This window comes from Roseicyclus mahoneyensis, assembly GCF_003148775.1.
Lineage (GTDB): Bacteria > Pseudomonadota > Alphaproteobacteria > Rhodobacterales > Rhodobacteraceae > Roseicyclus > Roseicyclus mahoneyensis.
This window is the reverse complement of the sequence record NZ_QGGW01000001.1, coordinates 263385-288501: the sequence shown is the minus strand read 5'-3', so window position 1 is coordinate 288501 and position 25117 is coordinate 263385. Positions and strand designations below refer to the sequence as shown.

At 66.6% G+C, this 25117-nt stretch carries 18 protein-coding genes; 8 read left to right on the top strand and 10 right to left on the bottom strand.

Going from position 1 to position 25117, the window contains the following annotated elements:
- Nucleotides 1–263 precede the first annotated feature (263 nt).
- A complete protein-coding gene (locus C7455_RS01425; RefSeq protein ID WP_109664493.1) occupies nucleotides 264–587 on the top strand; it encodes a hypothetical protein in 324 nt (107 codons plus the stop codon).
- A gap of 40 nt (nucleotides 588–627) precedes the next feature.
- A complete protein-coding gene (locus tag C7455_RS01420; RefSeq protein ID WP_109664490.1) occupies nucleotides 628–1455 on the top strand; it encodes a universal stress protein in 828 nt (275 codons plus the stop codon).
- Here C7455_RS01420 and C7455_RS01415 read toward each other — a convergent pair.
- The 3 genes from C7455_RS01415 to C7455_RS01405 all read right to left on the bottom strand — a co-directional run bounded on the left by C7455_RS01415 (nucleotide 1452) and on the right by C7455_RS01405 (nucleotide 6550).
- Nucleotides 1452–2339, bottom strand: a complete 888-nt coding sequence (locus tag C7455_RS01415; protein ID WP_109664488.1) for a patatin-like phospholipase family protein — start codon at nucleotides 2337–2339, stop codon at nucleotides 1452–1454. The genes C7455_RS01420 and C7455_RS01415 overlap by 4 nt on opposite strands.
- An 87-nt stretch (nucleotides 2340–2426) precedes the next feature.
- Nucleotides 2427–5315, bottom strand: coding sequence for an excinuclease ABC subunit UvrA (gene uvrA, locus C7455_RS01410; RefSeq protein ID WP_109664486.1), 2889 nt, complete (start codon nucleotides 5313–5315; stop codon nucleotides 2427–2429).
- Nucleotides 5316–5389: 74 nt separating this feature from the next.
- Nucleotides 5390–6550, bottom strand: a complete 1161-nt coding sequence (locus tag C7455_RS01405; RefSeq protein ID WP_170118968.1) for an MFS transporter — start codon at nucleotides 6548–6550, stop codon at nucleotides 5390–5392.
- Between the two features lie 281 nt (nucleotides 6551–6831).
- On the opposite strand from C7455_RS01405, the gene C7455_RS01400 reads away from it, so the two are divergent.
- Entirely contained in the window at nucleotides 6832–7728 is an 897-nt protein-coding gene (locus C7455_RS01400) for a Hint domain-containing protein (RefSeq protein WP_109664480.1), read from the top strand.
- Nucleotides 7729–7886: 158 nt separating this feature from the next.
- Entirely contained in the window at nucleotides 7887–11165 is a 3279-nt protein-coding gene (locus tag C7455_RS01395; protein WP_109664478.1) for a VWA domain-containing protein, read from the top strand.
- A 70-nt stretch (nucleotides 11166–11235) separates the two neighbouring features.
- Here the strand turns inward: C7455_RS01395 and lpdA are convergent, their stop codons facing one another.
- The 5 genes from lpdA to C7455_RS01370 form a co-directional block, all read right to left on the bottom strand.
- Nucleotides 11236–12627 (bottom strand): dihydrolipoyl dehydrogenase, encoded by a 1392-nt coding sequence (lpdA, locus tag C7455_RS01390; protein ID WP_109664475.1) that lies wholly within the window; start codon nucleotides 12625–12627, stop codon nucleotides 11236–11238.
- A gap of 171 nt (nucleotides 12628–12798) precedes the next feature.
- On the bottom strand, nucleotides 12799–13386 hold the full coding sequence (locus tag C7455_RS01385; protein ID WP_245904176.1) for a DUF924 family protein: 588 nt from the start codon (nucleotides 13384–13386) through the stop codon (nucleotides 12799–12801).
- A 4-nt stretch (nucleotides 13387–13390) separates the two neighbouring features.
- The gene (locus C7455_RS01380; protein ID WP_109664473.1) at nucleotides 13391–14722 is read right to left on the bottom strand and encodes an MFS transporter; all 1332 of its coding nucleotides are present in this window, start codon (nucleotides 14720–14722) and stop codon (nucleotides 13391–13393) included.
- 61 nt (nucleotides 14723–14783) lie between these two features.
- Nucleotides 14784–15839: a tRNA preQ1(34) S-adenosylmethionine ribosyltransferase-isomerase QueA gene (gene queA / locus C7455_RS01375; protein WP_109664471.1), complete on the bottom strand. Its 1056-nt coding sequence runs from the start codon at nucleotides 15837–15839 to the stop codon at nucleotides 14784–14786.
- A complete protein-coding gene (locus tag C7455_RS01370) occupies nucleotides 15840–19127 on the bottom strand; it encodes a YhdP family protein (protein WP_109664469.1) in 3288 nt (1095 codons plus the stop codon). It lies immediately after the preceding gene.
- Nucleotides 19128–19254: 127 nt separating this feature from the next.
- Between C7455_RS01370 and C7455_RS01365 the strand changes: the two genes are divergently transcribed.
- The 4 genes from C7455_RS01365 to C7455_RS01350 all read left to right on the top strand — a co-directional run bounded on the left by C7455_RS01365 (nucleotide 19255) and on the right by C7455_RS01350 (nucleotide 22700).
- Nucleotides 19255–19716: a peroxiredoxin gene (locus C7455_RS01365; RefSeq protein ID WP_109664466.1), complete on the top strand. Its 462-nt coding sequence runs from the start codon at nucleotides 19255–19257 to the stop codon at nucleotides 19714–19716.
- Nucleotides 19717–19785: 69 nt separating this feature from the next.
- Nucleotides 19786–20601, top strand: a complete 816-nt coding sequence (locus C7455_RS01360; protein WP_109666052.1) for a ferritin-like domain-containing protein — start codon at nucleotides 19786–19788, stop codon at nucleotides 20599–20601.
- 187 nt (nucleotides 20602–20788) lie between these two features.
- The gene (locus tag C7455_RS01355; RefSeq protein ID WP_109664463.1) at nucleotides 20789–22129 is read left to right on the top strand and encodes a DUF5930 domain-containing protein; all 1341 of its coding nucleotides are present in this window, start codon (nucleotides 20789–20791) and stop codon (nucleotides 22127–22129) included.
- Complete coding sequence (locus C7455_RS01350; RefSeq protein ID WP_109664461.1) at nucleotides 22119–22700, top strand: bactofilin family protein; 582 nt, start codon at nucleotides 22119–22121, stop codon at nucleotides 22698–22700. The genes C7455_RS01355 and C7455_RS01350 overlap by 11 nt, the downstream gene beginning before the upstream one ends.
- A gap of 73 nt (nucleotides 22701–22773) precedes the next feature.
- Here the strand turns inward: C7455_RS01350 and C7455_RS01345 are convergent, their stop codons facing one another.
- The gene (locus C7455_RS01345; protein WP_109664458.1) at nucleotides 22774–23589 is read right to left on the bottom strand and encodes a DUF2189 domain-containing protein; all 816 of its coding nucleotides are present in this window, start codon (nucleotides 23587–23589) and stop codon (nucleotides 22774–22776) included.
- 87 nt (nucleotides 23590–23676) lie between these two features.
- Entirely contained in the window at nucleotides 23677–25062 is a 1386-nt protein-coding gene (locus tag C7455_RS01340; RefSeq protein ID WP_109664456.1) for an amidase, read from the bottom strand.
- Nucleotides 25063–25117 lie beyond the last annotated feature (55 nt).

The window sequence follows — 25117 nt, the reverse complement described above, 5'->3', positions numbered from 1 at the left end:
CCCGACGCCTGCCACCCGGGACCCTGATCGCGCCCTGACGCTTGATGACGGCACAGTGACCATCCCCGACGTCGTGATCGCGGCAACCATCCTGCGCCCCGGCAAGCTCTTTCCCATCGCCGCCCAAGAGGCGCGGTTCGACGCCACGGAAATGTCGCTCTCGACCTACACCTTGCGAATATCCCCAGTCACGACGCCCTGCACCGCCATCCCGGTCTTCTTGTCGCGCGCATTCCGCCGCATCGGGGGTTTCCCGATCATGCATGTCGTGGCGATCCGCCAAAGCCCCATCAGGGTCCAACCGGGGCTGGCGCGGGCTCTGCAACGGGGTCTCGACTGCCAAGGCCATCGCCGTCGAGCGCTTGCGCGACATCTGGCTGGGATCGGCCAACCGCATGACCCTGCGGTCGATAGGCGCGTCGATGGAACGGAGGATCGCCGCCATGGGGCCGGATTGCTGGAGCGACGGCTTTGCCGCCAACCGAGCCGAGATCGCCGCGATTTGCCGCTATTCCATCAAACAGCATCTTGCGGCGCGCCCCGTCATCCCCGACGAGGTATTCCATCCGTCGGTGCACACCACCTGAAGCGCGCCACACCCCAAGCCAGATCGAGAGGAAAAGATCCATGGCCATCAAGAGCATCCTCGTCGCCTATTCCGGCGATGCGACCAGTTCGGGGGGCCTGCGCCTCGCCGTGCAGATGGCGCGCAAATACGGCGCGCATCTGACCGGTGTGGTCTCGCATGGGCCCGCATTCCTCGAACGCGAATACAGCCGCGTCCTGTCGGACGATCTGCTCAAGATCATCCGCAGCCGCGACATCGACGCCGTGGCCGAAATCCGCGCGAACTTCGAGACCGTTGTGGCCGCCAATGGTCCGGGGATCGACGCAAGCTTTCTCGACCTGCAGATGCGGCGCGGCTTTTCCATCGCCGAACAGGCGCGCAGCCACGACATCCTCGTGATGGGCCGTCGCGCCACCGAACCCGGCCGTGAGCATTTCGGCGAGGCGCCCGAGGATGTCGCGATCAACAGCGGCCGCCCTGTGATCTTGGTTCAGCACGGCTATGACCGTGACGCGATCAATGAGCATGCCGTGGTCGCCTGGGACGGCAGCCGCGCCGCCGCCCGCGCCCTTGGCGACGCGATGCACATCTTGGAAACCAAGGAAAGCGTGACTGTCCTGAGCGTGGGCGAGATCAACCGCGGCCTGCCGCAGCCACAAGACGTGGTCGCCCTTCTGCAGCGCCACGGCATCCGCGCCGATCACGTCGCCCGGACCGCTGACCGGGGCGGCGTCTCGCGCACGATCCTTGCGGCCTGCACAGAGATGGGCGCGGGCCTTCTGGTGATGGGGGCCTATGGCCACAGCCGCACGATGGAGGACCTGTTCGGCGGCGTCACCCGCGACGTGATGAAGGACGCGCCGCTGCCGGTTCTTCTGTCGCACTAGGCGCCGGCGGCCTCCAGCGCGGCCTCGATCCGGGGCCGCGCATCCTCGGCGGCTTTGCGACCAGCTTCGATGGCGGTCTTGGCCTCGAAAAAGGCCATGGTGGAAAAATCCGACAGGTCGATGTCGATCATGACGTCGGGCGGGTCGGCCGCGGCGCGCGTGCGGCGCAGGTATTCGGTCAGCATGTCGATCGCGGCCGCCACCACGTCACCGCCTTGCGGGCGCACGACATCGTCCAACACCTCGGGCTTCAGCGCGCCGGGCAGGCTGGCGGCCAACCGAGTCCAGAGACTGGCCGCAGCGGGTTCGGGCACCCAGACCCGCCCCGAAGGCTTGGCGTTGGGGTTGACCGCGAAGATCACGTCGGCACCCTTGGCCCGCGCCACGGAAATCGGCACGGGGTTGGTCAAACCGCCATCGACCAGCCAGCGCCCCTTGAGGTGCTGCGGCGCGAACAGACCCGGTATCGACAGCGAGGCGCGCACGGCCGGCAAGAGCGGCCCCTCGTCCAGCCAGACCTCGCGGCCCGTCTCCAGATGGGTGGCGACTGCCGTGAAGGGCACAGCCAGCGACCCGATCTCGCAGTCCAGCCCCCAGTCCCCCAGAACCGACGCGATCTCGCGCCCCGCCACCAGCCCGCCGGACGACAGCCGCAGATCGACCAGCCCGAGAAATCGCGCCTGCGTCAGATCACGCGCCCACGCCTCCAGCTCGGCCCTGACCCCGCCCGCCTCGGCCGCGCCCACAAGCGCGCCCATCGAACAGCCCGCGATGATGTCGGGCTTCAGGCCCATCTCGTCCAGCACCGACAAGACGCCCAGATGCGCCCAGCCGCGCGCGCCGCCCGATCCCAGCGCGAGCCCCAGTTTCGGTGACCGGCTCATGAACCTCTCCCCGCCCCTACCTTCATCTTTCCCCAAATATGCAAATCCCGGCACCCGCCGGGCCAGCCATGGGGACCAGATCGCCCGCTATTCGGCCGCCACCTTGCGCGCCTTCAGCATCGGCCCGAGATAGCGCCCGGTGTGCGAGCGTTCCACCTCCGCCACCTCCTCGGGGGTGCCTGTCGCCACGATCTCGCCGCCGCCGTCGCCGCCTTCAGGGCCGATGTCGATGATCCAGTCGGCAGTCTTGATCACGTCGAGGTTGTGCTCGATCACGATCATCGAATTGCCCTGTTCGACCAGTTCGTGCAGCACCTCGAGCAGCTTCTTCACATCCTCGAAATGCAGGCCGGTGGTCGGTTCGTCCAGAATGTAAAGCGTCCGCCCCGTCGACCGCTTGGCCAGTTCCTTGGACAGCTTGACCCGCTGCGCCTCACCGCCCGAAAGGGTCGTGGCCTGCTGACCAACCTTGATGTACCCCAATCCTACACGCACCAGCGCGTCCATCTTTTCGCGGATCGAGGGCACCGCCTTGAAGAACTCCTGCGCGTCCTCCACCGTCATATCCAGCACATCGGCGATGGATTTGCCCTTGAACTGCACCTCCAGCGTCTCGCGGTTGTAACGCTTGCCCTTGCAGGTCTCGCAGGTGACATAGACGTCGGGCAGGAAATGCATCTCGATCTTGATGACGCCGTCGCCCTGACAGGCCTCGCAGCGGCCGCCCTTGACGTTGAAGGAAAACCGCCCGGGCTTGTAGCCGCGCGTCTTGGCCTCAGGCAGGCCCGCGAACCAGTCGCGGATCGGGGTGAAGGCGCCTGTATAGGTCGCGGGGTTGGATCGCGGCGTGCGCCCGATGGGGCGCTGGTCGATGTCGATCACCTTGTCGAGATGCTCCAGCCCCTTGATCGTCTCGCAAGGTGCGGGCGTCTGGCGCGCGCCGTTGAGCTTCATGGATGCCGTCTTGAACAAGGTCTCGATGGTAAGCGTGGATTTGCCGCCGCCCGACACGCCGGTGACGCAGACGAATTTGCCCAGCGGAAACTCGGCCGTGACGTCCTTGAGGTTGTTGCCCGTGGCCTTGACCACCACCAGCTTCTTCTTGTTGCCCTTGCGCCGCTCGGTCGGCACCGCGATCTCGCGCGCGCCCGACAGGTATTGCCCGGTGAGCGAGGCCGGGTCGGCGATGATCTGGGCGGGCGTGCCATGGGCCACGATCCGCCCGCCATGCACACCCGCGCCCGGGCCGATGTCAAAGACGTAATCGGCCTCGCGGATGGCTTCCTCGTCATGTTCCACCACGATCACGGTGTTGCCCTGATCGCGCAGGTTTTTCAGAGTGCCCAGGAGCCTGTCATTGTCGCGCTGGTGCAGACCGATGCTGGGCTCGTCGAGCACATAGAGCACCCCAGTCAGCCCGGACCCGATCTGGCTGGCCAGCCGGATGCGCTGGCTTTCGCCCCCCGACAGCGTGCCCGCGTTGCGCGCCAGCGTCAGGTAGTCGAGGCCCACATTGTTCAAGAACCCCAGCCGCTCGCGGATTTCCTTGAGGATGGCACGCGCGATCTCGTTTTTCTGCGCGCTCAGGCTGCCCGGCACGCTTTCGCACCAGGCCAGCGCCTCCTTGATGGACATCTGCACCACTTGGCCCACATGCAACCGCGCGTCCGCCGCGCCCTTGGCCGGGCCGATCTTGACCGCCAGCGCCTCGGGCCTGAGCCGGTAGCCGCCACAGGCACCGCAGGGGCGGTTGTTCTGGTATTGCTCGAACTCGTCGCGGATCCAGGCGCTGTCGGTCTCACGGTAGCGGCGTTCCATGTTGGGGATCACACCCTCGAAGGTGCGTTTCACCTGATAGACGCGCCCGCCCTCGTCATAGCGGAACTGGATTTCCTCCTCGCCCGAGCCGCGCAGGAACACATTCTGGATGCCCTCGGGAATGTCTTTCCATGGCGTCTTGGGATCGAAATTGTAATGCCGCGCAATGGCGTTGATCGTCTGGGTGAAATAGGGCGACTTGCCCTTGCGCCACGGCGCGATGGCGCCTTTCTCAAGGCTCAGCGCCGCATCGGGCACCATCAGGCGCTCGTCAAAGAACAACTCCATCCCCAGACCGTCGCAAGTGGGGCAGGCCCCGAAGGGCGCGTTGAAAGAGAACAGACGCGGCTCGATCTCGGGGATGGTGAAGCCCGACACCGGACAGGCGAAGTTTTCGGAGAAGGTGATGCGCTCGGGCTCACTAGCACCTTCGGCCGGCGCGGTTTCCAGAATGGCGATCCCGTCGGCCAGATCCAGCGCGGTGCGGAAACTGTCGGCCAGCCGCGTCTCCAAACCTTCACGGACCACGATCCGGTCGACCACCACGTCGATGTCATGGCGGAATTTCTTGTCGAGCACCGGCGGCTCGTCCAACTCGTAGAAGGCGCCATTGACCTTTACCCGCTGGAAACCCTGCTTGCGCAGATCCATGAATTCCTTGCGGTATTCGCCCTTGCGGTCGCGCACGATGGGGGCCAGCAGATAGGCGCGCGTGCCTTCCTCCATCGCCATCACGCGGTCGACCATGTCTTGCACCTGCTGCGCCTCGATCGGCTGGCCGGTGGCAGGGCTGTAGGGCGTGCCCGCGCGTGCGTAGAGCAGGCGCATGTAGTCATAGATCTCGGTGACGGTGCCGACGGTGGACCGCGGGTTCTTGCTGGTGGTCTTTTGCTCGATGGAAATCGCGGGGCTCAGGCCCGAGATATGGTCCACATCGGGCTTGCCCATCATGTCTAGGAACTGGCGCGCATAGGCCGACAGGCTTTCGACATAGCGTCGCTGCCCTTCGGCATAGACCGTATCGAACGCCAGCGACGACTTGCCCGACCCCGACAGGCCGGTGATCACCACCAGCTGATCGCGGGGAATGTCGAGGTCGATGTTCTTGAGGTTGTGTTCGCGCGCACCGCGCACCTCGATATGCTTCTGCTCGGGCATGGACCGACCCCTGTTAACCGTCCGGCAACAGATAGTGGCGCCGGCCCGAGTCTCCAACCCAAAAATCGGAACGTTCAGCGAACATTCATCTGCGCCGCGGCGCGATAGGCCAAAGCCGTGGCAATCGCCCCGAAAACGCCCACCGCGATGGCCATGGGCAGGCTTGCTCCGACCCCCAGCGCGGCCAGAACGGGCGTGCCCGCGAAGGTGCCGATGTTGCCCAGTTGCGCCAGTGCGCCATTGGCCAGCGCACGGTCGGCATCCGCCCCGTTCAGCGCGGGCACGGCAGCAAATCCCCCGCCCGCCACCACGCCCGAGACCAGCATCGCCACGACCGACAAGGGCGCAGCGAGAGCCGGCAGCGCCAAGGCACCGGCAAAGATAACGGCCATTGCCAGAAATCCGCCCGCAACCAAGGCGCCGGGCGCGATCCAGCGCGCCAATGCGCCCGCCAACAGCGACCCAGCGATCCCCACCACCGGCAGCACGGGCGCAAGCCATGCGGCCTCGAGCGCCACCGGCAAGTAGGTCACCAGCGCCAGAAAGGCGAAGGCATAGATGCCATGGCCCAGCGCGGGGGCAATGAGGCGCGGCGTGGTGTAGATGGTCAGGTGATCGGCCAGCCGTGGCAAGGGCCGCCGTTCACCGGCAACGCCCCGCGGCAGCATCTTCCACAACACCGCGCCCATCGCCGCCGCCAGCGCCGCGTGCACGCCGTAGACCGGGGCGGCGCCCTCGCCCACCAGCAGCGCCGCCAGCGCGAAGCCGACGCCGAAAAAGGTCGCCCAGAGCCCCATCACCAGCCCACGGTCGCGCGGCGCCGCCAGCGCCGCCATCAGCGTCGGGATCGCCACCACCAGCACCAGATGCCCGGCACCCTCGACCACGCGCAACGCCATCAGCACCGGGAACGGCGGCAAGACCGCCTGCCCCGCCCCGGCCAGCGCCGAGATCACCAGCGCGAGCAAGATCGCCTTGCGCGGTCCGATGCTGGCGGTGATGCCGCCGGCGTAGACGCCGAAAACGATGCCCACGACCGCCACGCCCGAGACCGCGAAGGCCACCGGCCAGCCGGGATAGTCCAGCGCCAGCGGCCCCAGCGTCAGCGAGACCTTGGCGAACTGCCCCGCCGCGATCAACCCGGCAGCATAGAGCGCCGCGATCAGCGCCCAAGGCGTGCGGGTGGGCGAGAGGGAAACGGCGGACATGGCGGACATGGCGGACACGGGGGACATGGCGTAGGCTTTCGCCAAGGCCGCAGGCAGGGTCAAGCGAAATGGGCCGGGCCGGCTGGGTCCAGCCGGGGCCGGCTCGGATGTCGTGCTCTTCCGGAACATGGTGTCATGCATGGCACGCAAGCGCAGGCGGCAGGACCGCCCAGACTGCCGCATGATTCTCAAGTTGACTATGTACACCACAGTCCCTAGGGGTGGCGACCTTCGCGGTGGCAGTAGCAGGACGACGCTGGCCAACGACGAGCATCTGCTTTCACGCCAGCGCGAACGGAACCAGCCTCATGGCCGAACTTACTGCAACTTACAAATTTGTTTACCTCTTGGCGGGGAGCGAGGACTCCGCCTTTACGATAGACACCAGTTTTCTCGACACCACGAGCCTGCAGGACACTGCGGATGGCGCGGCTGATGGGGAAACCATTGTTGGTGAAACCACGAATTGGAACTATGGCATTGTCAGACTGGTTGGTTTTTCCTCGACGGGTGATCCGGTTGTCGATTGGGAAAACGGTAGAGGCTACTACCTTGTCTCGGACAGTGCCGACTTGGAAATTGGCGCCGACATCGGCTTCACCACCGAGGGGGTCTACGCCTATTGCTTCGCCGCCGGCACCCAGATCGCCTGCGCGGGCGGATCAACCGCAGTCGAGAGCCTGCGCATCGGCGAGCGGATCCTGACCGCCGATGGCCGCACCGTCGCCGTCAAGTGGATCGGCCGCCAGACCCTGTCGACCCGCTTTGCCGGGCATCGCGCGCAGCCCGTGCGCATCCGCGCGGGTGCCCTTGGCGATGGGGTGCCGCATGCCGACCTGACGGTGACCGCCGATCACGGCATGATCCTCGATGGGCTGGTGGTCAACGCGGGCGCGCTGGTGAACGGCACGACGATCACGCTGGTGCCGCTGGCCGCGTTGCCCGCGCGCGTGACCTATTACCATGTCGAGACCGCCGACCACGATGTGATCCTCGCCAACGGCGCCCCCGCCGAGACCTTCGTCGATTACGCGGGCCGCGCCGCCTTCGACAATCATGCCGAATATCTTGCGCTTTACGGCACCGATCACGGGATGGCCGAACTTCCCCTGCCCCGCATCACCTCCGCGCGGCAGGTGCCGGCGGCGATCCGGGCCCGCCTTGGCCGCGACACCCTGACCGCAGACCGCTCCCGCGTCGCCTGACGCAGCACCCGCGGGCAGGGCGTGGCGCGCCCGGCCCTGTCCGCGACCGCATTCCCCGCCCGCCTGCGGGAAACCCGCCCTTTGGAAAAAGACCGTCCTGCTTTAGCCTTGGCGGCGAATCCCTTCTGCCCAAGACTTATCGACAGGACATTGACCCGATGCGCGCATTTCTTTTCGCCCTTTTGACCCTCGCCCTCCTTCCCATCGCCGCGCTGGCGCAACAGGTGGACAGGCCCAATACGATCCTTGTGCTCGACGCCTCTGGCTCGATGTGGGGGCAGATCGACGGAATTAACAAGATCGTCATCGCGCGCAATGTCATCGCCGAATTGCTGGCCGACCTGCCCGAGGATACCTCGCTCGGCCTGACCGTCTACGGCCACCGCGAACGTGGGTCCTGCACCGATATCGAGACCATCGTGTCCCCCGCGCCCTTCACCCGGGACCGCATCTTGCAGGCGGTGAACACGATCAACCCGCGCGGGCGCACGCCGATGACCGATGCGGTCGTGGCCGCCGCGCAATCCCTGCGCTACACCGAAGAGGCCGCGACCGTCATCCTCGTGTCGGACGGGATAGAGAACTGCAATCCCGACCCCTGCGCCATGGCCCGCGCGCTGGAAGAGGCCGGGGTGAATTTCACCGCCCATGTTGTGGGCTTTGACGTCGCCGCCGAACCCGAGGCGCGCGCCCAGATGCAGTGCATCGCCGAAAACACCGGCGGGCTCTTCCTGACCGCCGACAACGCAGCCGAACTGTCGAGCGCGCTGCAACAGGTGGTGCAGGCGCCCATCGCGGAAACCGTGACGCTGCAGGCCGTCGTCGTGCCCGGCAACACGCCCCCCACGCGGCCCATCACGTGGACACTGCTGACGCAAGATGGCACGGTCCTGTCCGACGGCACCCCCGGCCCCGCGATCACCGCGCAACTGGTGCCCGGCGCCTATGTCGCCCGCGCCACCCGGCTGGAGCCGACCGGCCCCGCCGCCTACCAGACCGCATTCACCGTGGTCGAGGGCATGGCCGCCCCCGTGCTGGTGCCGATGCCGCAGATCATCGACACGGTCGCCGTCACCTTCACCGCCCGGGTCGAGCCGGACATGACGGTGCCCGCCTCGCCCTTGCGCTGGACGCTTTTCGACGCAAGCGGCGCGACCCTGTTGGGCCCGGTCGATGCGCCTGGCGGCAACGTGCAGCTTTTGCCCGGCGATTATCGCCTCAGCGTGGAACGCCTGAGCCAGGGCACCGTCCATGAGGCGCGTTTCACCGTCGCCGCAATGACCCCGCAAGAGGTCATCATCCCCCTGCCCGCGCTTCTGGTCGATGTCACCTTCTCGGCCCGGCTGGATTCGGCCGATGGCGTGCTGATCACTGAACCCGTGATCTGGGAGGTCACGCCGATGGGCGACGGCGGGGCGATCCAGCCTGCCAACCCCGCCACCGTGCCCCTTGGCCGCGGCGCCTACCGCGTCACCGGCTACTGGACCGCGCAGGAGGTAGAACAAAGCGCCGATTTCGTGATCGTCGATCAACCGCGCGAGATCGTTCTGGTGTTCGAGGCGCCGCTGCCGCGGGCCACCGTCACCGCGCCCGCGACCGCCGTGGCGGGATCGACCATCGAGGTGGGTTGGACCGGCCCGAACGAACAAAATGACTTCATCGCCGTGCGCGCGCCCGACAGCGAAGGCTTCCACCGTTTCGTCAACAGCACCCGAACCGACCGGGGCAACCCCGTGCAACTGCTGATGCCCTCCGAGCCGGGCAGCTACCTTGTGGAATACATCCGCAACGACGGGCGTGTGGCCTTGGCCGCCGTTCCGATCGAGGTGACAGCGGTGCAGGCCAGCCTGACCGCCCCGGCCACCGCCGTCGCGGGTTCCACCATCGAGGTGGGCTGGACCGGCCCCGACTATCAAAACGACTTCATCTCGGTCCGTGCGCCCGACAGCGAGGGCTTCCACCGATTCGTCAACACCATTCGCACGGATCGCGGCAACCCCGCGCGTCTGCAGATGCCGACAGAACCAGGCACCTATGTCATCGAATATATCGAGGCGCAGGATCGTTCTCCGCTCGCCGCAGTGATGATCGAGATCTCCGCCGTCTCGGCCAGCTTGACCGCGCCCGCAACTGCCCCCGCGGGCGCCACCATCGAGGTGGGCTGGACCGGCCCGGACTATCAAAACGACTTCATCTCGGTCCGCGCGCCCGACAGCGAGGGCTTCCACCGATTCGTCAACACCATCCGCACAGACCGGGGCAACCCCGCGCGGCTGGAAATGCCCTCGGTTCCCGGAACCTATGTCATCGAGTACATCGAGGCGCAGGACCGTTCTCCGCTGGCCGCGGTGATGATCGAGATCTCCGCCGTCTCGGCCAGCGTCACAGCCCCCGCGACCGCCAGCATCGGCAGCACGATTGAGGTCGGCTGGACCGGCCCCGATTACAACAACGACTTCATCGCAATCCGCGCCCCTGACAGCGAAGGCTTCCACCGCTTCGAGGATTCGGCCCGCACCAACCGTGGCAACCCCGCCCGGCTCGAGATGCCGGCCGAGCCCGGCACCTACCTGATCGAATACATCGAAGGGCAGGACCGCACCCCCCTCGCCGTGGCCGAGATCACCATCACGCAGGTCGAGGCCAGCCTGACCGCCCCCGCCAACGCCATGGCCGGCGCCACCATCGAGGTGGGCTGGACCGGGCCGGGCACCGATGGCGATTACATCGGCATCGGACGGGTCGGCGCGCAGGATGGCGCACGCTGGGAAAACTACGTCTGGACGCGCGAGGGGAACCCCGCGCGGCTGGAAATGCCCGCAGAGCCCGGCAACTACCTCATCACCTACTTCCTCAGCCAGGACACCACGCCGCTCACCTCCGTTCCGATCACGATCACGCCTGTTGCCGCCAGCCTGACCGCACCGGCAAGCGCCGTCGCTGGCCAAACGATCGAGGTGGGCTGGACCGGCCCGGATTACCCACTGGACTATATCGGCATCGGCCGTGCGGGCGCGACCGACGGGGCACAGTGGCAGAACTACACCTACACCCGCGACGGCTCGCCCCTTCGCCTCGTGGTCCCGACCGAACCGGGCGACTACGTAATCCGCTACTTCCTGAATCAGGAGGCCACGTCCATCGCCGAAGTGCCCCTGAGCGTCAGCGCAGTGGCAGCCTCGATCACCGCGCCGGCGACGGCAGCCGCCGGGTCGACCGTGGAATTGGGCTGGACCGGCCCGAATTACCAGAGCGACTTCATCGGAGTAGGCCGCGCGGGCGCAACCGATGGGGCACAGTGGGAACGCTACACCTACACCGAGGCGGGCAACCCGCTGCGACTGGAAATGCCCGACGCGCCGGGCCAGTATGTCATCCGCTACTTCCTGGGCCAGGGCAGCACGCCCATCGCCGAAGTGCCGATCACATTGCAATAGGTGCAGGGTCCAAGACACGAAAGGGCGGCCCGCCGGGGCCGCCCTTTTTTCATGCCGATGCGGCAATCGGTCAGAGGTGGATGACCCGCCCATAAGCGTCGAGCACGCTTTCGTGCATCATCTCCGACAGGGTCGGATGCGGGAACACCGTTTCCATCAAGTCGGCCTCTGTCGTTTCCAGCTTTTGGCCGATCACATAGCCCTGGATCAGCTCCGTCACTTCCGCCCCGATCATGTGTGCCCCCAGCAACTCGCCGGTCTTGGCGTCGAACACGGTCTTGATCATCCCCTCGGGCTCGCCCAGTGCGATGGCCTTGCCGTTGCCGATGAAGGGGAAACGGCCGACCTTGACCTGATAGCCCCGTTCCTTGGCCTTGGCCTCCGTCAGCCCCACGCTTGCGACCTGCGGATGGCAATAGGTGCAGCCCGCGATCTGTTCGGGCTTCACGGCATGCGGATGTCCGCCTGCGATTAGTTCGGCCACCATCACGCCCTCATGGCTCGCCTTATGCGCCAGCCACGGCCCGTTGGTGGCATCGCCGATGACGTAAAGCCCCTCGGCACCCGAGCGGCAATACTCGTCCGTCACCACGAAACTGCGGTCGATCTTTGCGCCCAGCGCCTCCAGCCCCAGACCTTCGGAATTGGCGACGATCCCGACTGCGGAAATCACCGTGTCGAACTCATGCGTCTCGATCTTGCCGCCCACCTCGATATGGGCCGTCACCTTGTCGGCCGCGCGATCAAGCTTTTTGACCATGGCTTTGGCCATGATCTTCATCCCCTGTTTCTTGAACGACTTTTCGGCAAAGGCCGAAATCTCGGCGTCTTCCACCGGCAAGATGCGGTCCAGCACCTCGACCACGGTCGTGTCAGCGCCCAGCGTGTTGTAGAAGCTGGCGAACTCGATCCCGATGGCGCCCGAGCCTATCACGAGGAGTTTCTTGGGCATATGCGGCGGCACAAGGGCGTGCTTGTAGGTCCAGACCCGCTTGCCATCCGCCTCCAGCCCCGGCAATTCGCGGGCCCGGGCGCCGGTGGCAAGGATGATGTTCTTGGCCGTCAGCACCTCTGTGCCCTTATCGGTCTTGACCGAAACCTTGCCCTTGGCGGGCAGCGTGGCTGCGCCCATGAACACCGTCACCTTGTTCTTCTTCATCAGGTGGCCAACTCCGGAATTGAGCTGCTTGGCCACGCCGCGCGAGCGTTTCACCACGGCATCGAGGTCAAAGGCGATATTGTCAGCCGACAGGCCGAATTCCTTGGCCCGGTGCATCAGATGGAACACTTCCGATGACCGCAGCATCGCCTTGGTGGGGATGCAGCCCCAGTTGAGGCAGATGCCCCCCATGTGCTCGCGTTCCACGATGGCGACCTTCAGGCCAAGCTGGCTGGCACGGATGGCGGCGACATAGCCGCCGGGGCCCGCGCCGATCACGATGACGTCGAATGTGTCTGCCACGGGTCACTCTCCTCCCGGAATTCCATTTGTTCAACGTTAAACAAATTCCGGCGCCGCGGGCAATCGCCGTCGGGTCGCAGGCGGGATTGCATGGGATGCAAGGCTTGCTGACGGGGCTGGCGCGCCTTGTGGCCGCAAAACGGATCAGAAACCTGCCGTTTTCCGCCGCCCTTACGCCGCTGTCGACGCAAGCTCGCCCAAGATCGCAGCGTACCCACCGCCCGACAAAAACACCTCCTCGGCCGGGGTGGACACCCGCCCGAGCGCCGCGTTGCGATAGGGAAAGCGGCCGAAACGGCGGATGATCTCACGGTGGGCGCGGGCATGCAGCAGGTTGTCGCCCTCCTCCATCCGCGCCTTGAAGAGCCGCACGCTGCGGTCCTGATGGGTCAGTTGTTCGGAATGCATGAAGGGCAGATAGAAGAATTGCCTGAGCGGCGGGTCGATGCGCAGGTCCCAGCCATTCGACAGCGCCAGATGCGCGGCCAGAAGCGCGCGGTCATCTGTGGCAAAGGCCAAGGCGCTGCCGCGGAACATGTTGCGCGGAAACTGGTCCAGAAGCACAATCAGCGCCAGCGAAGTCCGCGGCCCCACTGCCCAGCGGTCGCATTCGCCCGCCGCAGCCGTATCCCATAGCGCGCCGAACCGGTCACGGATCGTGCGGTCGAAGCTGTCGTCTTGCTTGTACCACATCTCGGGGCCGGCCTCTTCCCAGAAGGTCAGCACTTCGCCCGCGCGGTTTGCCATCGGTTTGACCATCGCCTCACACCCCTTTGTTTGCCGCCCGCAGGTCGGCCTGTCGTGCCGGTCGCGCATCTGTAGCGTCATGCGCATCGGCCATGCCTTCGGCCGCCTCCACATACAACTCCTGCGCGGCGGCGACCGCAACCGGGGATGCCGCCCCCGGCAACAGGTTGGCATAGGGCACGGCGTCGTAATCGCCCTCCTCAGCATAGGCCGACACACGCTGCGTCATCCGCCAGATCCCGTAAAGCACGGTGACGAAGAGAATCGTGGCCAAGACCAGCCAGAACGCGCCCGGCCCGAACCGCCCCATCGCCAGACCAATCACCGGCGGCCCGGCCACGGCCCCCAGACCGTTCACGAACAACAGACCGCCCGAGGCTGCAGGCATGTCCTCCGGGGCGAGATAGTCATTGGTATAGGCGATCAGCAGCGCGTAAAGCGGCTGTGCCAAGCCGCCCGACAAGACGCCGACGGCCAGAAGGACCGGGTAAATGTCGCCGAAAAACAGCCCGATCAGGCACACCAACCCCGACAGGCCCGCGCAAACCACGATCAGTGTGCGCCGGTCCATCCGGTCCGACAGCCAGCCGATGGGATATTGCAAGATGATGCCGCCGATGAAGATCGACGAGACGAAGGCCGACAATTCCCCAAGACTCAGGCCCATCTCGGTCGCATAAACCGCCGTCATGCCGTACTGCCCGGCGAAGACCGCCCCCAGCAATGCCATGCCGACGACCCCGAAGGGCGAGGCGCGGTAAAGCGCGCCGAGGCTCATCGTGCGGGTCGCACCAAAGGCAGGCGCGGGCTGCACCGACAGCAAGATCGGCGCAAAACTGATCGACACGAGGATCGAGGGGATGACGAACAACAGCCACCCCGTCGGATCACCCGCCGACAAGATGCCCTGCGCGGCCACGAGGCCCACCATCTGCACCAGCACATAGGCCGACAAGGCCTGGCCCCGCGTGGTGTTGGTCGAGGCATCGTTGAGCCAGCTCTCCGCCGAGACATAGACGCCCGAGATGGAGAAGCCGAGGATCACCCGCAGAACCATCCACGCATAGGGATCGGCCAGAAGAGGGTAGGAGATCAGCGTCGCGGAAATGAGCGAGCCCAGCGCCGCGAACACCCGCACATGCCCCACCTTGGCGATGAAGACCGGCGCAAACCGCGAGCCACCCAGAAAACCAAGGAAATAGCATGACGCGATCAGCGAGATCTGAAAGGTCGAAAACCCTTCGATCGCGCCGCGCACGCCCATCATCGAGCTTTGCAGACCGTTGCCGATCTGCAGCAGGAACATGCCGAGCAAAAGCGCCCAGGAGGAGCGGAGAACGTGGATCATGTCAGGTTGCCTTTCCCTGGCTGGTCCGCGGAACGGTGGGGGCGGAAGGACCCCCCGTCTGTCACGGGTGCGACGGTATAAGCAAGGACGCGTCACCGTAGGAGAAGAAGCGGTAGCCTTCCGCGATGGCATGGGCGTAAACTTGCCGGACGCGCGCCTCGCCCATCAGGGCCGATACCAGCATCATCAGCGTCGATTTCGGCAGATGGAAATTTGTCATCAATCCATCCGTCACGCGAAAGCGGTAACCGGGATAGATGAAGATGTCGGTATCGCCCTCGAAGGGGTGCACCGTGCCATCGGCGGCGGTCGCGCTTTCGATCAGGCGCAGCGCCGTGGTGCCGACGGGAATGATCCGTCCGCCGCCCGCCCGCGTGGCGTTGATCTCGGCGGCGGCGGCCGCGCGCACCTCGCCCCATTCGGCGTGCATCTTGTGGGTGGTCACATCCTCGACCGTCACGGGCAGAAATGTCCCCGCGCCGACATGCAGCGTGACAAAGGTGAAATCGACGCCCCTGTGCGTCAGCGCCGCGATCAGCGGCTCGTCGAAATGCAAGGATGCCGTGGGCGCAGCCACCGCGCCCGCGCGTTTGGCCCAGACCGTCTGGTAATCCTCGCGGTCGCGCGCGTCCGGCGCGCGTTTGCCCGCGATATAAGGCGGCAGGGGCATGGCGCCGGCGGCGTCGAGGGCTGCGTCGAAATCGCTTCCCGCAAGGTTGAAGCGCAGGCGCAGACCTTCATCCAATGCCTGAACTTCAGCCAACAGATCGTTGGAAAAAAAAATACTTTCTCCGATCTTGATCTTGCGTAGCGGCTTGGCCAGCGCAGACCATGTGCCATCGGCCTGCGGTTCCATCAAGGTGACCTCGATCCGGGCGGTGACCGTCCCTTGCGCGCTTTGCCGCGTGCGCTGTCCGGTCAACCGCGCAGGGATCACGCGGGTGTCGTTGAGAACCAGCCGGTCGCCCGGCCGCAAGATCTTTGGCAGATCGAAGACGTGGCGGTCGCCGGTCGCGCCTGCCTCGGCATGCAAAAGCCGCGCCGAGGACCGCGGCCGCGCGGGCCGCGTGGCGATCAGCGCCTCGGGCAGGTCGAAATCGAAATCTTCAAGTTTCATTCAATTGCCAGTCAGCTCGGGCGGCGGGCGGCGAAAGATGTCGCGGAACACGCCGGGCGTCAGAATCGACAAGGGGTTCACGAAGACCTGCGGGTTATCGGCCCGCCCCGTCAACCGGTAGGAAAACCCGAACAACCCCTCGCGGCGTGGCGCGAAGAGCGCTCCCACCAGCCCGTTGACCACATAGAGCGGCGAGACCACGCCCTGCATATCCAATGCGCGCGTGCCCAAAGTGTAGGTACCGTCAAGCGACAGGCCCAGCGCCGGGCCGACCGCGGTGCCCTGCTGCAAGATGACCTGCGCAGGCGTCAGGCGGAAGCGGGCATCGACGGAACCCAGATTGATCCCCTCGCCGCTCAGTTGCTCCAAAAGCCCCACGACCGAGATCAGGTTCAACAATTCCGCCATCACGGGCGCGTCGCGCAGGCGCGGGTTCTCGATCGAGAGCGTGCCATCATAGGTGCCCGTCGCGCCTGTGGCCTGCAAGATCAGCTCCATCGCGCCGCCATGGGCGGTTCGGAACACCCCCGCCGCGCGCAGCACCGCCCCGCCATCCTCGGCCCGGACCCGGACCGCCGAGCCATTGGGCGTGGACACAAGCGTGCCCGTGACCGGCGCCTCTCCGTTCACCCGGCCGCGGAACTGGCCCGACAGGCCGCCATCGCTGGTCATCTCGGCGCTGAGCGCGGTCAGCGCGATCCCCTCGCTGATCTGCAGTCGGTCGAGAGTCGCGCTGATCGGCCCGCCCACGATGCCGCCCACCCCGCCGCCCTGCGGCGCGCCACGCAGGTCGAGCGTGCCGCCAGTCACCTCAATCCCCGGCGGGCGTGCGCCCCCACGCCCGACCAACGCACCCGTGACATCGAGCCAGCCGTCAAGCCGGACCCGGTCCGCGGTCAAGCGGTCCAGCCCGCCGCCGGGCGCTAAGCTGATCCTGCACAGCATGTCCAGCCCGTTCCCTTGCAGCGCCAGCCGCGTCACGGCGGGATCTGGGCCCAGCAGGATCTCTGCCTCGAACCGCCCCGTCTGTCCTGCCGTCAGGGCCCAGCCCAGAGGCGGCAGCGCCAGCGCCGCGCCCGCAAGATCCGAGCTCACCCTAAGCTGCGGCGGGGCGCCATCGGGGAGGCTGACCACGATATCGGCGGGCGCCTCGCCCGACAGCATCCACTCGGGAAGGGTCACGCCCAGCGCCGCTAGCCGGTCGCGCGACAGCCCCGTGCGCGCCTCGAGCAGGCTGGCGCGCGCGGCCTGCGCGCCCAGCGGGCGCGTCCATTGGCCCGTCAGCGGCACGCCGTCAAACGTCGCCTGCCCCGCGATGCGCAACATCGAGGGGTCTACCTCCACCTGCAACCGCTCGGCGGTCAGGCTGCGACCGGGCACCAGCGTGTCCGAGGCGAAGCCACCGATCTCGCCCGCAAAGGCATAGTCGACCCCGCCGGTGCCGTCGTGCCGCATCAGCCGCGTTGTGATGTGCCCCTCGGCGCTCAGACCGCCGCTGCCGATCTGGGCGGGCGTCATCGCTCCGCCCGCGAACAGGCGCACAGGCGGGCGTGTCAGCAGCGTCAGAACATCGGTCAATTCGCCCGCCACCGCGAGATCGATCACCGCCTCGGGGCCGCGCTGGCTTGTGTCGGCAATGACCATGCGCGAGCCGTCGATCGCCACCGCTGCCCCGCCCGGCGCGATCAAGGCCCCCTCGTCCAGCTGCAAGATCAGACGCGGGCCCGATAGTGACAGATAACCCACCCCGCCCTCGATCGGGGGCAGATCTGGCAAGACAAGCAACCGCACGCCGTCGAAGTCGAAGCTGAGGTCATGGACAGGGGCAGCGCCGGGCCGGGCCCTTACCGCCAGATCGACGCCCGACAGCCGCCCCTCGGTCAGCCGCTCGGCGATCCAGCCGCGGGTGTCGGGCAACATTGCGGGGGGCCAATAGGTCAGCGCCTCGCGCGCGCGCGCCTCGGGGACATGCGCATCGAAAGCGATATCCAAGCCCTCCTCGTGCGATGCGATCCGGCCACGGGCGTGCAGTTCCAGCCCGGCGTCATGGATCACCGCCTGCCCGATCTCGATCACCACCTCGGGCGAAAGCGTCAGACGCAGGTCGGCCATCGCCCCGTCCAGTTCCAAGGGCTCGGGATAGAGATCGGTGCGGGCCACAATGATGTCGGTCATCCGGAACTGCGCGGTGTAGCGGGTGCCATCGGGCGACACATCGGCATGGCCTGCCGCATCGAGCGACAGGTCGGGCGCGCGCAGGGCCACGCTGTCGAAGACGATCCGCCCGGCACTTGCATCATAGCGCATGGCGGCCGTCAGGCTGTCGAACCGCAGGGGCGTCGCGGCCCCGTCCAGCGTCACCTGCCCGGCCCCGATGTCGAGCGTGGCGCGCAGATCGCCGACCGATCCGTCGTCGTTCAACGCGCCGCCCATGAACCCCGAGATCGGCGCGCGCATCAGATCGACCCAGGCCAGCACGGGCCCCACCGTCGCCACGTCACGCGCAGAAAGATTGGTGAAGGCAAAACCGATGTTGGTGGCGCCCGTTGCCGCCGCGCGGCTGAGCGCAATGTCGATGGTGGCATCCCGGCTGCCCGACAGCGCGCCGCCCAGCGTGACGGTCAGCACGTTGTTCTTGCGTTCCAGCCGCATCCGCGCGTCGCTGACCCGCATCACCTGTCCGGTGACCGCGTCGGCCATGGCCAGCGACAGGCCGCTGGCCGTCACCTCGCCCAGCTCGGCAAAGGCTGGCGCGGCGAACATCTGGTCCAGCCGTGCCAGCGTATCGGGCAGGCTCTGGCGTCCGATCTCGCCGCCTCCGGTCAAGGCAAGGTCGATCTGCCCGTCCGCGTCGCGGCTGAGCCCCAATCCCGCATTGTCCAGATCCACGCTGATCGGCCTGATCTCGCCCCGCGCCAGAGCCTGTGCCGAGAGCGTCACGGACACCTCAGGAAAGGCGGCGCGCAAGCTGCCATCGGGATCGGTCAGCCGCAGGTTGATCAGCTGCACGTCAAAGCGGGCGGCACCTTCGGCGCGGCTGACGGCAAGCCGCTCCAGCGTGACGCCATTGGCGGGCATGGCCGCGTCGAGCGCGGCTTCGACCCGCATCGTGACAGACGCGGGCAATTCCAGCGGTCCGGCCGCCAGCCGAAGCCACAGCGCCCCCGCCGCGGACAGCGGCACGACGCCAACGACCAGCCCGGCAAGCGCCAGCGCCGGCCAGATCCTTCGTCTGCGCCGGGGCGGGTCGTCACCGCCCGCGCCGCCTGTGATGTCCGTCGTCGCCATGACGCGCCTGTCCGCCCTTTGGTCTTGCCGCCTCAGGGCTTTATCTTCGCCGCAAACCGGCTAGCTTGCAAACCGGCCGGCGCGACTGCGCCGAAATGATTTTCCGATGCCCCAGCGTGAGGTTCCCATGACACAGATCGGCAGCACCGCCCCCGACTTCACCCTGCCCCGCGATGGCGGCGGCGACATCACCCTGTCGGGCCTGCAGCCCAAGACCGTGGTCCTTTACTTCTACCCCAAGGACGACACGCCCGGCTGCACCAAGGAGGCGATCGCCTTTTCCGGTCTGGCAGCCGAGTTCGAGGCCGCGGGTGCGGTTGTCGTGGGCGTGTCCAAGGACAGCGCGGCCAAGCATGACAAGTTCATCGCCAAGCATGGTCTGGGCGTGATCCTCGCCTCGGACGAGGCAAGCGATGTCTGCGAGCGCTATGGCGTCTGGGTCGAAAAATCCATGTATGGCAAATCCTACCTCGGGATCGAACGCTCGACCTTTTTGATCGACGGGGCGGGCGTGATCCGGGCCACCTGGCCCAAGGTCAAGGTGCCCGGCCATGCCGATGAGGTTCTGGCCGCCGTCAAGGCGCTTTAGGCCAAGCCACCGGCCCGCGTTTCGCTTGACGGCGGGGCGCGGGGCCCGCATGCCCCCTGCATGAGTGACCTGATCCCCCTTGCGCAGATGGCCGAGGCCGTCCTGACCACCTCTGACGCGCGCGAAAAGACCGCGCTGTCGCGCCGCTATGCCGGGCTGTGGCAAGCCGCGCGGGCCACGGGTGCCGTGCCCGAGATCGGCACGGCCAGCCCACCCGACCGCCCCGCCCGACCCGACGCACCCGCGCTGCTCGACCCGCGCGATGTGCCGCGCCGTCGCCCCGGAACGCCCGAGGGGCGCGCGGCCATCTTGCATGCGGTGGCGCATATCGAGCTGAATGCCGTGGACCTTCACTGGGACATCATCGCGCGTTTCACCGCCACGCCGATGCCGATCGGATTCTACGATGACTGGGTGCGCGCGGCGGACGAGGAATCCAAGCATTTCAACCTGATCGCCGATTGTCTTGAGACGATGGGCAGCCATTACGGTGCCCTGCCCGCCCATGCCGGAATGTGGCGCGCGGCCGAGGATACGGCGCATGACCTGATGGGGCGGCTGGCAGTCGTGCCGATGGTGCTGGAGGCGCGTGGCCTCGACGTGACGCCGGGCATGATCGAGGTCTTCCGGCGCGCGGGCAAAGACCCGGCCGCCACGCAGGCCGTTGCAGCGATGCAGGTCATCTATGCCGAGGAAGTGCATCACGTCGCCTACGGGTCGAAATGGTTCCATTTCCTGTGCGGCCGCCACGAGCTGGACCCAAAGGACGCCTTTCACGATCTTGTCCGGCGCTATTTTCACGGCGCGCTCAAGCCGCCTTTCAACGAGGAAAAACGCGCCGAGGCGGGCCTGCCGCCCGATTTCTACTGGCCACTGTCAGAGTGATCGCCCTCTCCGCACCGCTGCCATCGGCGGATTCCCGCCGGAATAGGCGGATTTACGGTGCCGCATCATCCCTTCGACGATAGAATGTTGAGACGTGGTGCGGTCCCTTGTATCCCCGAGGAAGCCGTTGCCGGTGCGGGACAACCCGGTTCGGTTCAAAAAACGAGGGGAAGATGGGGCAAGAAACGTGACAGCACGGCTGATCGGTCGCCTGAATGCGACGCTTGAACGACGGTTTCCCGAACAACGCCTGTTTCTGAAATCGGACGAGGGAACGCGCTTTGTCCGCCTTCGGCCGGTGACGCAGGCAGCCATCCTGACGGGCTTTGGTGTCGTTGTCGCCTGGACGGTGATCATCACCTCGGTCTTCCTGATCGACATGGTGTCAGCCGGCAATTCCCGCGAGCAGGCACAGCGCGAACAGATCATGTTCCAGACCCGCCTCAACGCGCTGTCCGACCAGGTTGAACTGCGCACCAACGAGGCCGTGCTGGCGCAAGAACGCTTTGCCAGCGCGATGAACCAGGTCGCCGCGATGCAGGTGCGCCTGCTCGACAGCGAAGAACGGCGTCGCGAACTGGAAACCGCCGTCGATGTGATCCAGGCGACGCTCAGGCGCACAATCGGCGAGCGTGACACCGCGCGGGGCGAAGTGGCGACGCTGCGCAGCGAGTTGAGCGCCGACACCGGCACGATCCAGACTGCCGCCGCGCGCGAGGCCGAATTGACCCGCGCCGTGGACCGGCTGGCCGCCGCCCTTGAGGCGACCGCCGACCAGCGCGACGGTTCTGCCACTCTGGTGGCCGAAGCCGCCGCCGAGATTGACCGCATGCGCTACGAGGCAGCGCTGGCCGAAGAACGGCAAGACCGCGTGTTCCGCCAGCTCGAGGAAGCCGTCGCCATGTCGATGGAACCGCTCGACCGGATGTTGTCGGCCTCGGGCGTGTCGACCGACCGCCTGATCGGGCAGGTGCGCGCCACCTATTCCGGGCAAGGCGGACCCTTGATGCCCATCGCCGTATCGACCATGGGCGAGGAGCCCGACGCCCTGTCGCTGCGCGCCAATGAACTGCTCGCAGAGCTGGACGTCATGAACCTGCACCGCATCGCCGCCGAACGTCTGCCCTTTACTGTCCCGGTCCGCGGCACCTATCGCAACACCTCTGGCTTCGGCTACCGCAACGATCCGTTCAACGGCGGTCGGCGGCTTCACGCCGGTGTCGACTTTGCCGGCGCGCGCGGCACTCACATCGTCGCGGGCGGCGATGGCAGGGTGGTTTTCGCAGGCAGGCAAAGCGGTTACGGCCTCATGGTCGAGATCGACCACGGCTTTGGCATCACCACCCGCTACGCCCACATGACCCGTCTTCACGTCTCCGAGGGCGAAAGGGTCTCGCGCGGGGAACACATCGGTGATATGGGCTGCACAGGGCGGTGCACAGGGACCCACCTACATTATGAGGTGCGGCGCAACGGCGACCCGGTGAACCCGATGACCTTCATCACGGCAGGACGCGATGTTTTCTAAATCAAAGATAAATGAACCCGGGCCGAAGTCCTCCGGTGCCGAAAGCGGCGCCGCCGCGACTTCCTCCGATCCGAAATCCAGCCCCAAGCCGGGAGCAGACATGTCGACCACCCCTTCTTCGTCCCCGAAAACAAAGCCCAATCCGTCGATCCTCAGCTCGGATCTGACGATCACGGGCAACCTGCGCACCACCGGTGACATTCAGGTCGAGGGAACGGTTCAGGGTGACATCCGCGCCCATCTGCTGACGGTCGGCGAAACCGCCAACATCGAAGGTGAGATCGTCGCCGATGACATCGTCGTCACGGGGCGCGTCGTAGGCAAGGTGCGCGGTCTCAAGGTCCGCCTGACCTCCACCGCCCGGGTCGAGGGTGACATCATCCACAAGACCATCGCCATCGAGAGCGGTGCCCATTTCGAAGGCTCCGTCCAGCGCGCCGAAGATCCTCTGTCGACCGGCGGCCAGTCCTCGGGTGGCATGGCCCCCCGCTCGCCCTCGTCCCCGGCCCCCGCCGTGCCGCGCCCGGCTGCCGCCGGCCCCGCGCCGATGTCCGAGGCCAAGTCGTCCTGATCGCTGCCAACCGATCCGAAATAAAAAAGCCGGGCCGCTGCGCCCGGCTTTTTCATGCCCGACCCGGCGCAACTCAATCTTGCGACAGCAAGGCCCGACGGTAGATATGCCATGTCGCATGCCCGAGCACCGGCAGCACGACGAACAGGCCCAACAACCCCGGCAACATCCCCAGAAATGTCAGCCCGGCAATCACGAAACCCCAGGCCAGCATCACCCCGGGGTTGCGCCGCACCACCGCGATCGAGGTCAGCATCGCGGTGACGAAATCCAGCTCCTTGTCCAGAAGAAGCGGCAGTGACACCGCCGTCAGACAAAACAGCGCGAAGGCGAAGACCGCCCCGAACCCAGTGCCAACCATCAACATCGCCAGCCCCTCGGGCTCCAGCAGGTAGGCATACGAGCTTGTCACATTGGTCAGCGCCGAAGGTCCCAGGAACAGCGCGAAAAGCATGTGGGCAAAAAAGGACCAAAACAGGAAATAGACGATGATGATCCAGGCGATTGAGGGCAATTGCCGCAGCCGCTGGCGCCAGATCACGCCGAAGATGTCATTGCGCCGCCATTCCTTTTGCCCCGCCTCCAGCCGCCGCGACACCTCGTAAAGGCCGACGGCAAGGAATGGCCCCAAAAGCGGAAAGCCCAGCGTGATTGGGATCGCCCACCAGATCTGGTCGGTCACGAAGAAAAACACGTAAAGCAACCACCCGCCGACCACATAGACATGGGAAAAGAACAGCCCCATCATCGGCTTGGTCCTGTAATCGCGGAGCCCCGCGCGCAGGGCAAAGCCGATGTCATCCAAGACCATGTCGCGCACGGCGGGCACCTTGCTGGCCGCAAGAGGCGCCTCGCCGCTGTCCGCCTCGACCTCGATCGCCTCGCGCATCCCCCGTTTCCTCCTGCGGGCCCGGCACGTCTCCGCAGCCAAGCCTAGCCGAGGCACCGCCCCCGCGCCAAGCGCCTTGACGCGCGCCTAGATCATGCCCGGCGGCGGGTGCTTGTCCGGCCAGTCGGTCGCCACATGATACGCCTGCCCCAGCGCCATCAGAGCGGCATCCGCCCCCGGCGCGCCGATCAACTGCACCCCTGCGGGCAGCCCCTCTGCGCCAAATCCGGCGGGCAAGGCCAATGCGGGCAATCCGCCAAGGCTTGCGGGCGCCACCACCTCCATCCAGCGGTGATAGGTGTCCATGACCGTGCCGTCGATCGTTTCCGGCCAGCGCGCCTCCACGGCGAAAGGCCAGACCTGCGTCGAGGGCAACACCACCGCGTCGAAGCGCGCGAAAATCTCGCGCGCCGCCGCTCGCCATGCCAGACGCGTCTCGGCGGCCCATTCCACCTCTGCTACCTTGAGGGCGAAGCCGTGGCTCACCTCCCACTTGGCCTGCGCGGGCAACAGCGCCTGATGCGCCTCTACGCGCCAGTAAGGGCCAAGGTTCATCGCCACCGCGAACTGGCGCAGCGTCACCCAAGCCTCCCACAGGGCGGCGGCGGGAAAGGGCGGCGCGACAGGTTCTACCGCCCAACCAAGGCTTTCCATCACCCTCAGCGCCGCCTCGGATTGCGTCACAAGGCCCGGCTCCATCGCATAGGCCCCGCCCCAGTTGCCCAACCAGCCAATGCGCGGCCGGCGGGGCAGCTTGCCCGAACCGGGCCGGTAAGCACCATCCGACAGCGTGCCAAGCAGCGCCTCCAGATCATCGATGTCGCGCGCCATCGGCCCATCGGTCGACAGCCGGTGCTGCACCACGCCGTCGCGCGCCTCGCCCGGCACGAGGCCCGCGGTCGGGCGGAACCCGTAGACATTGTTCCAGGCAGCCGGGTTGCGCAGCGACCCCATCATGTCCGAGCCATCCGCCACCGGCAGCATCCGGAGCGCCAGCGCCACCGCCGCCCCGCCCGAGGACCCGCCCGCGCTGCGCGACAGGTCATAGGGATTGCGCGTTGCGCCAAACACCGGGTTGACCGTGTGAGAGCCGAGGCCAAAGGCCGGCACATTGGTCTTGCCGATCACGATGGCGCCTGCCGCCCTCAGCCGCCGCGCCAGACCATCATCGGCCAGCGGCACATGGTCCTTGAGGATCGGCGAGCCCCGCGTCGACCGCACACCCCGCACATCGACCAGATCCTTGATTGCCACAGGCACACCGTGCAGCCAGCCCTCGGGCGCCATCGCCTCGGCCAGCCGCGCCTCGCCCATCAACGCCTCGCGGTCACGCAATGACACGATGGCATTGACCGGCCCGTTGGCCGCCTCGATCCGGCCCAGCACTTCGCGCATCACCTCGACCGGTGAGACCTCACGCCGCGCGATCCGCGCGCCCAGATCCCGCGCTCCCAGCCGCCAAAGATCGGTCATAGCGCACCCTCCCCGCTTCTTCGTTTCAAAAATATCCCCGCCGGAGGCTCCCGCA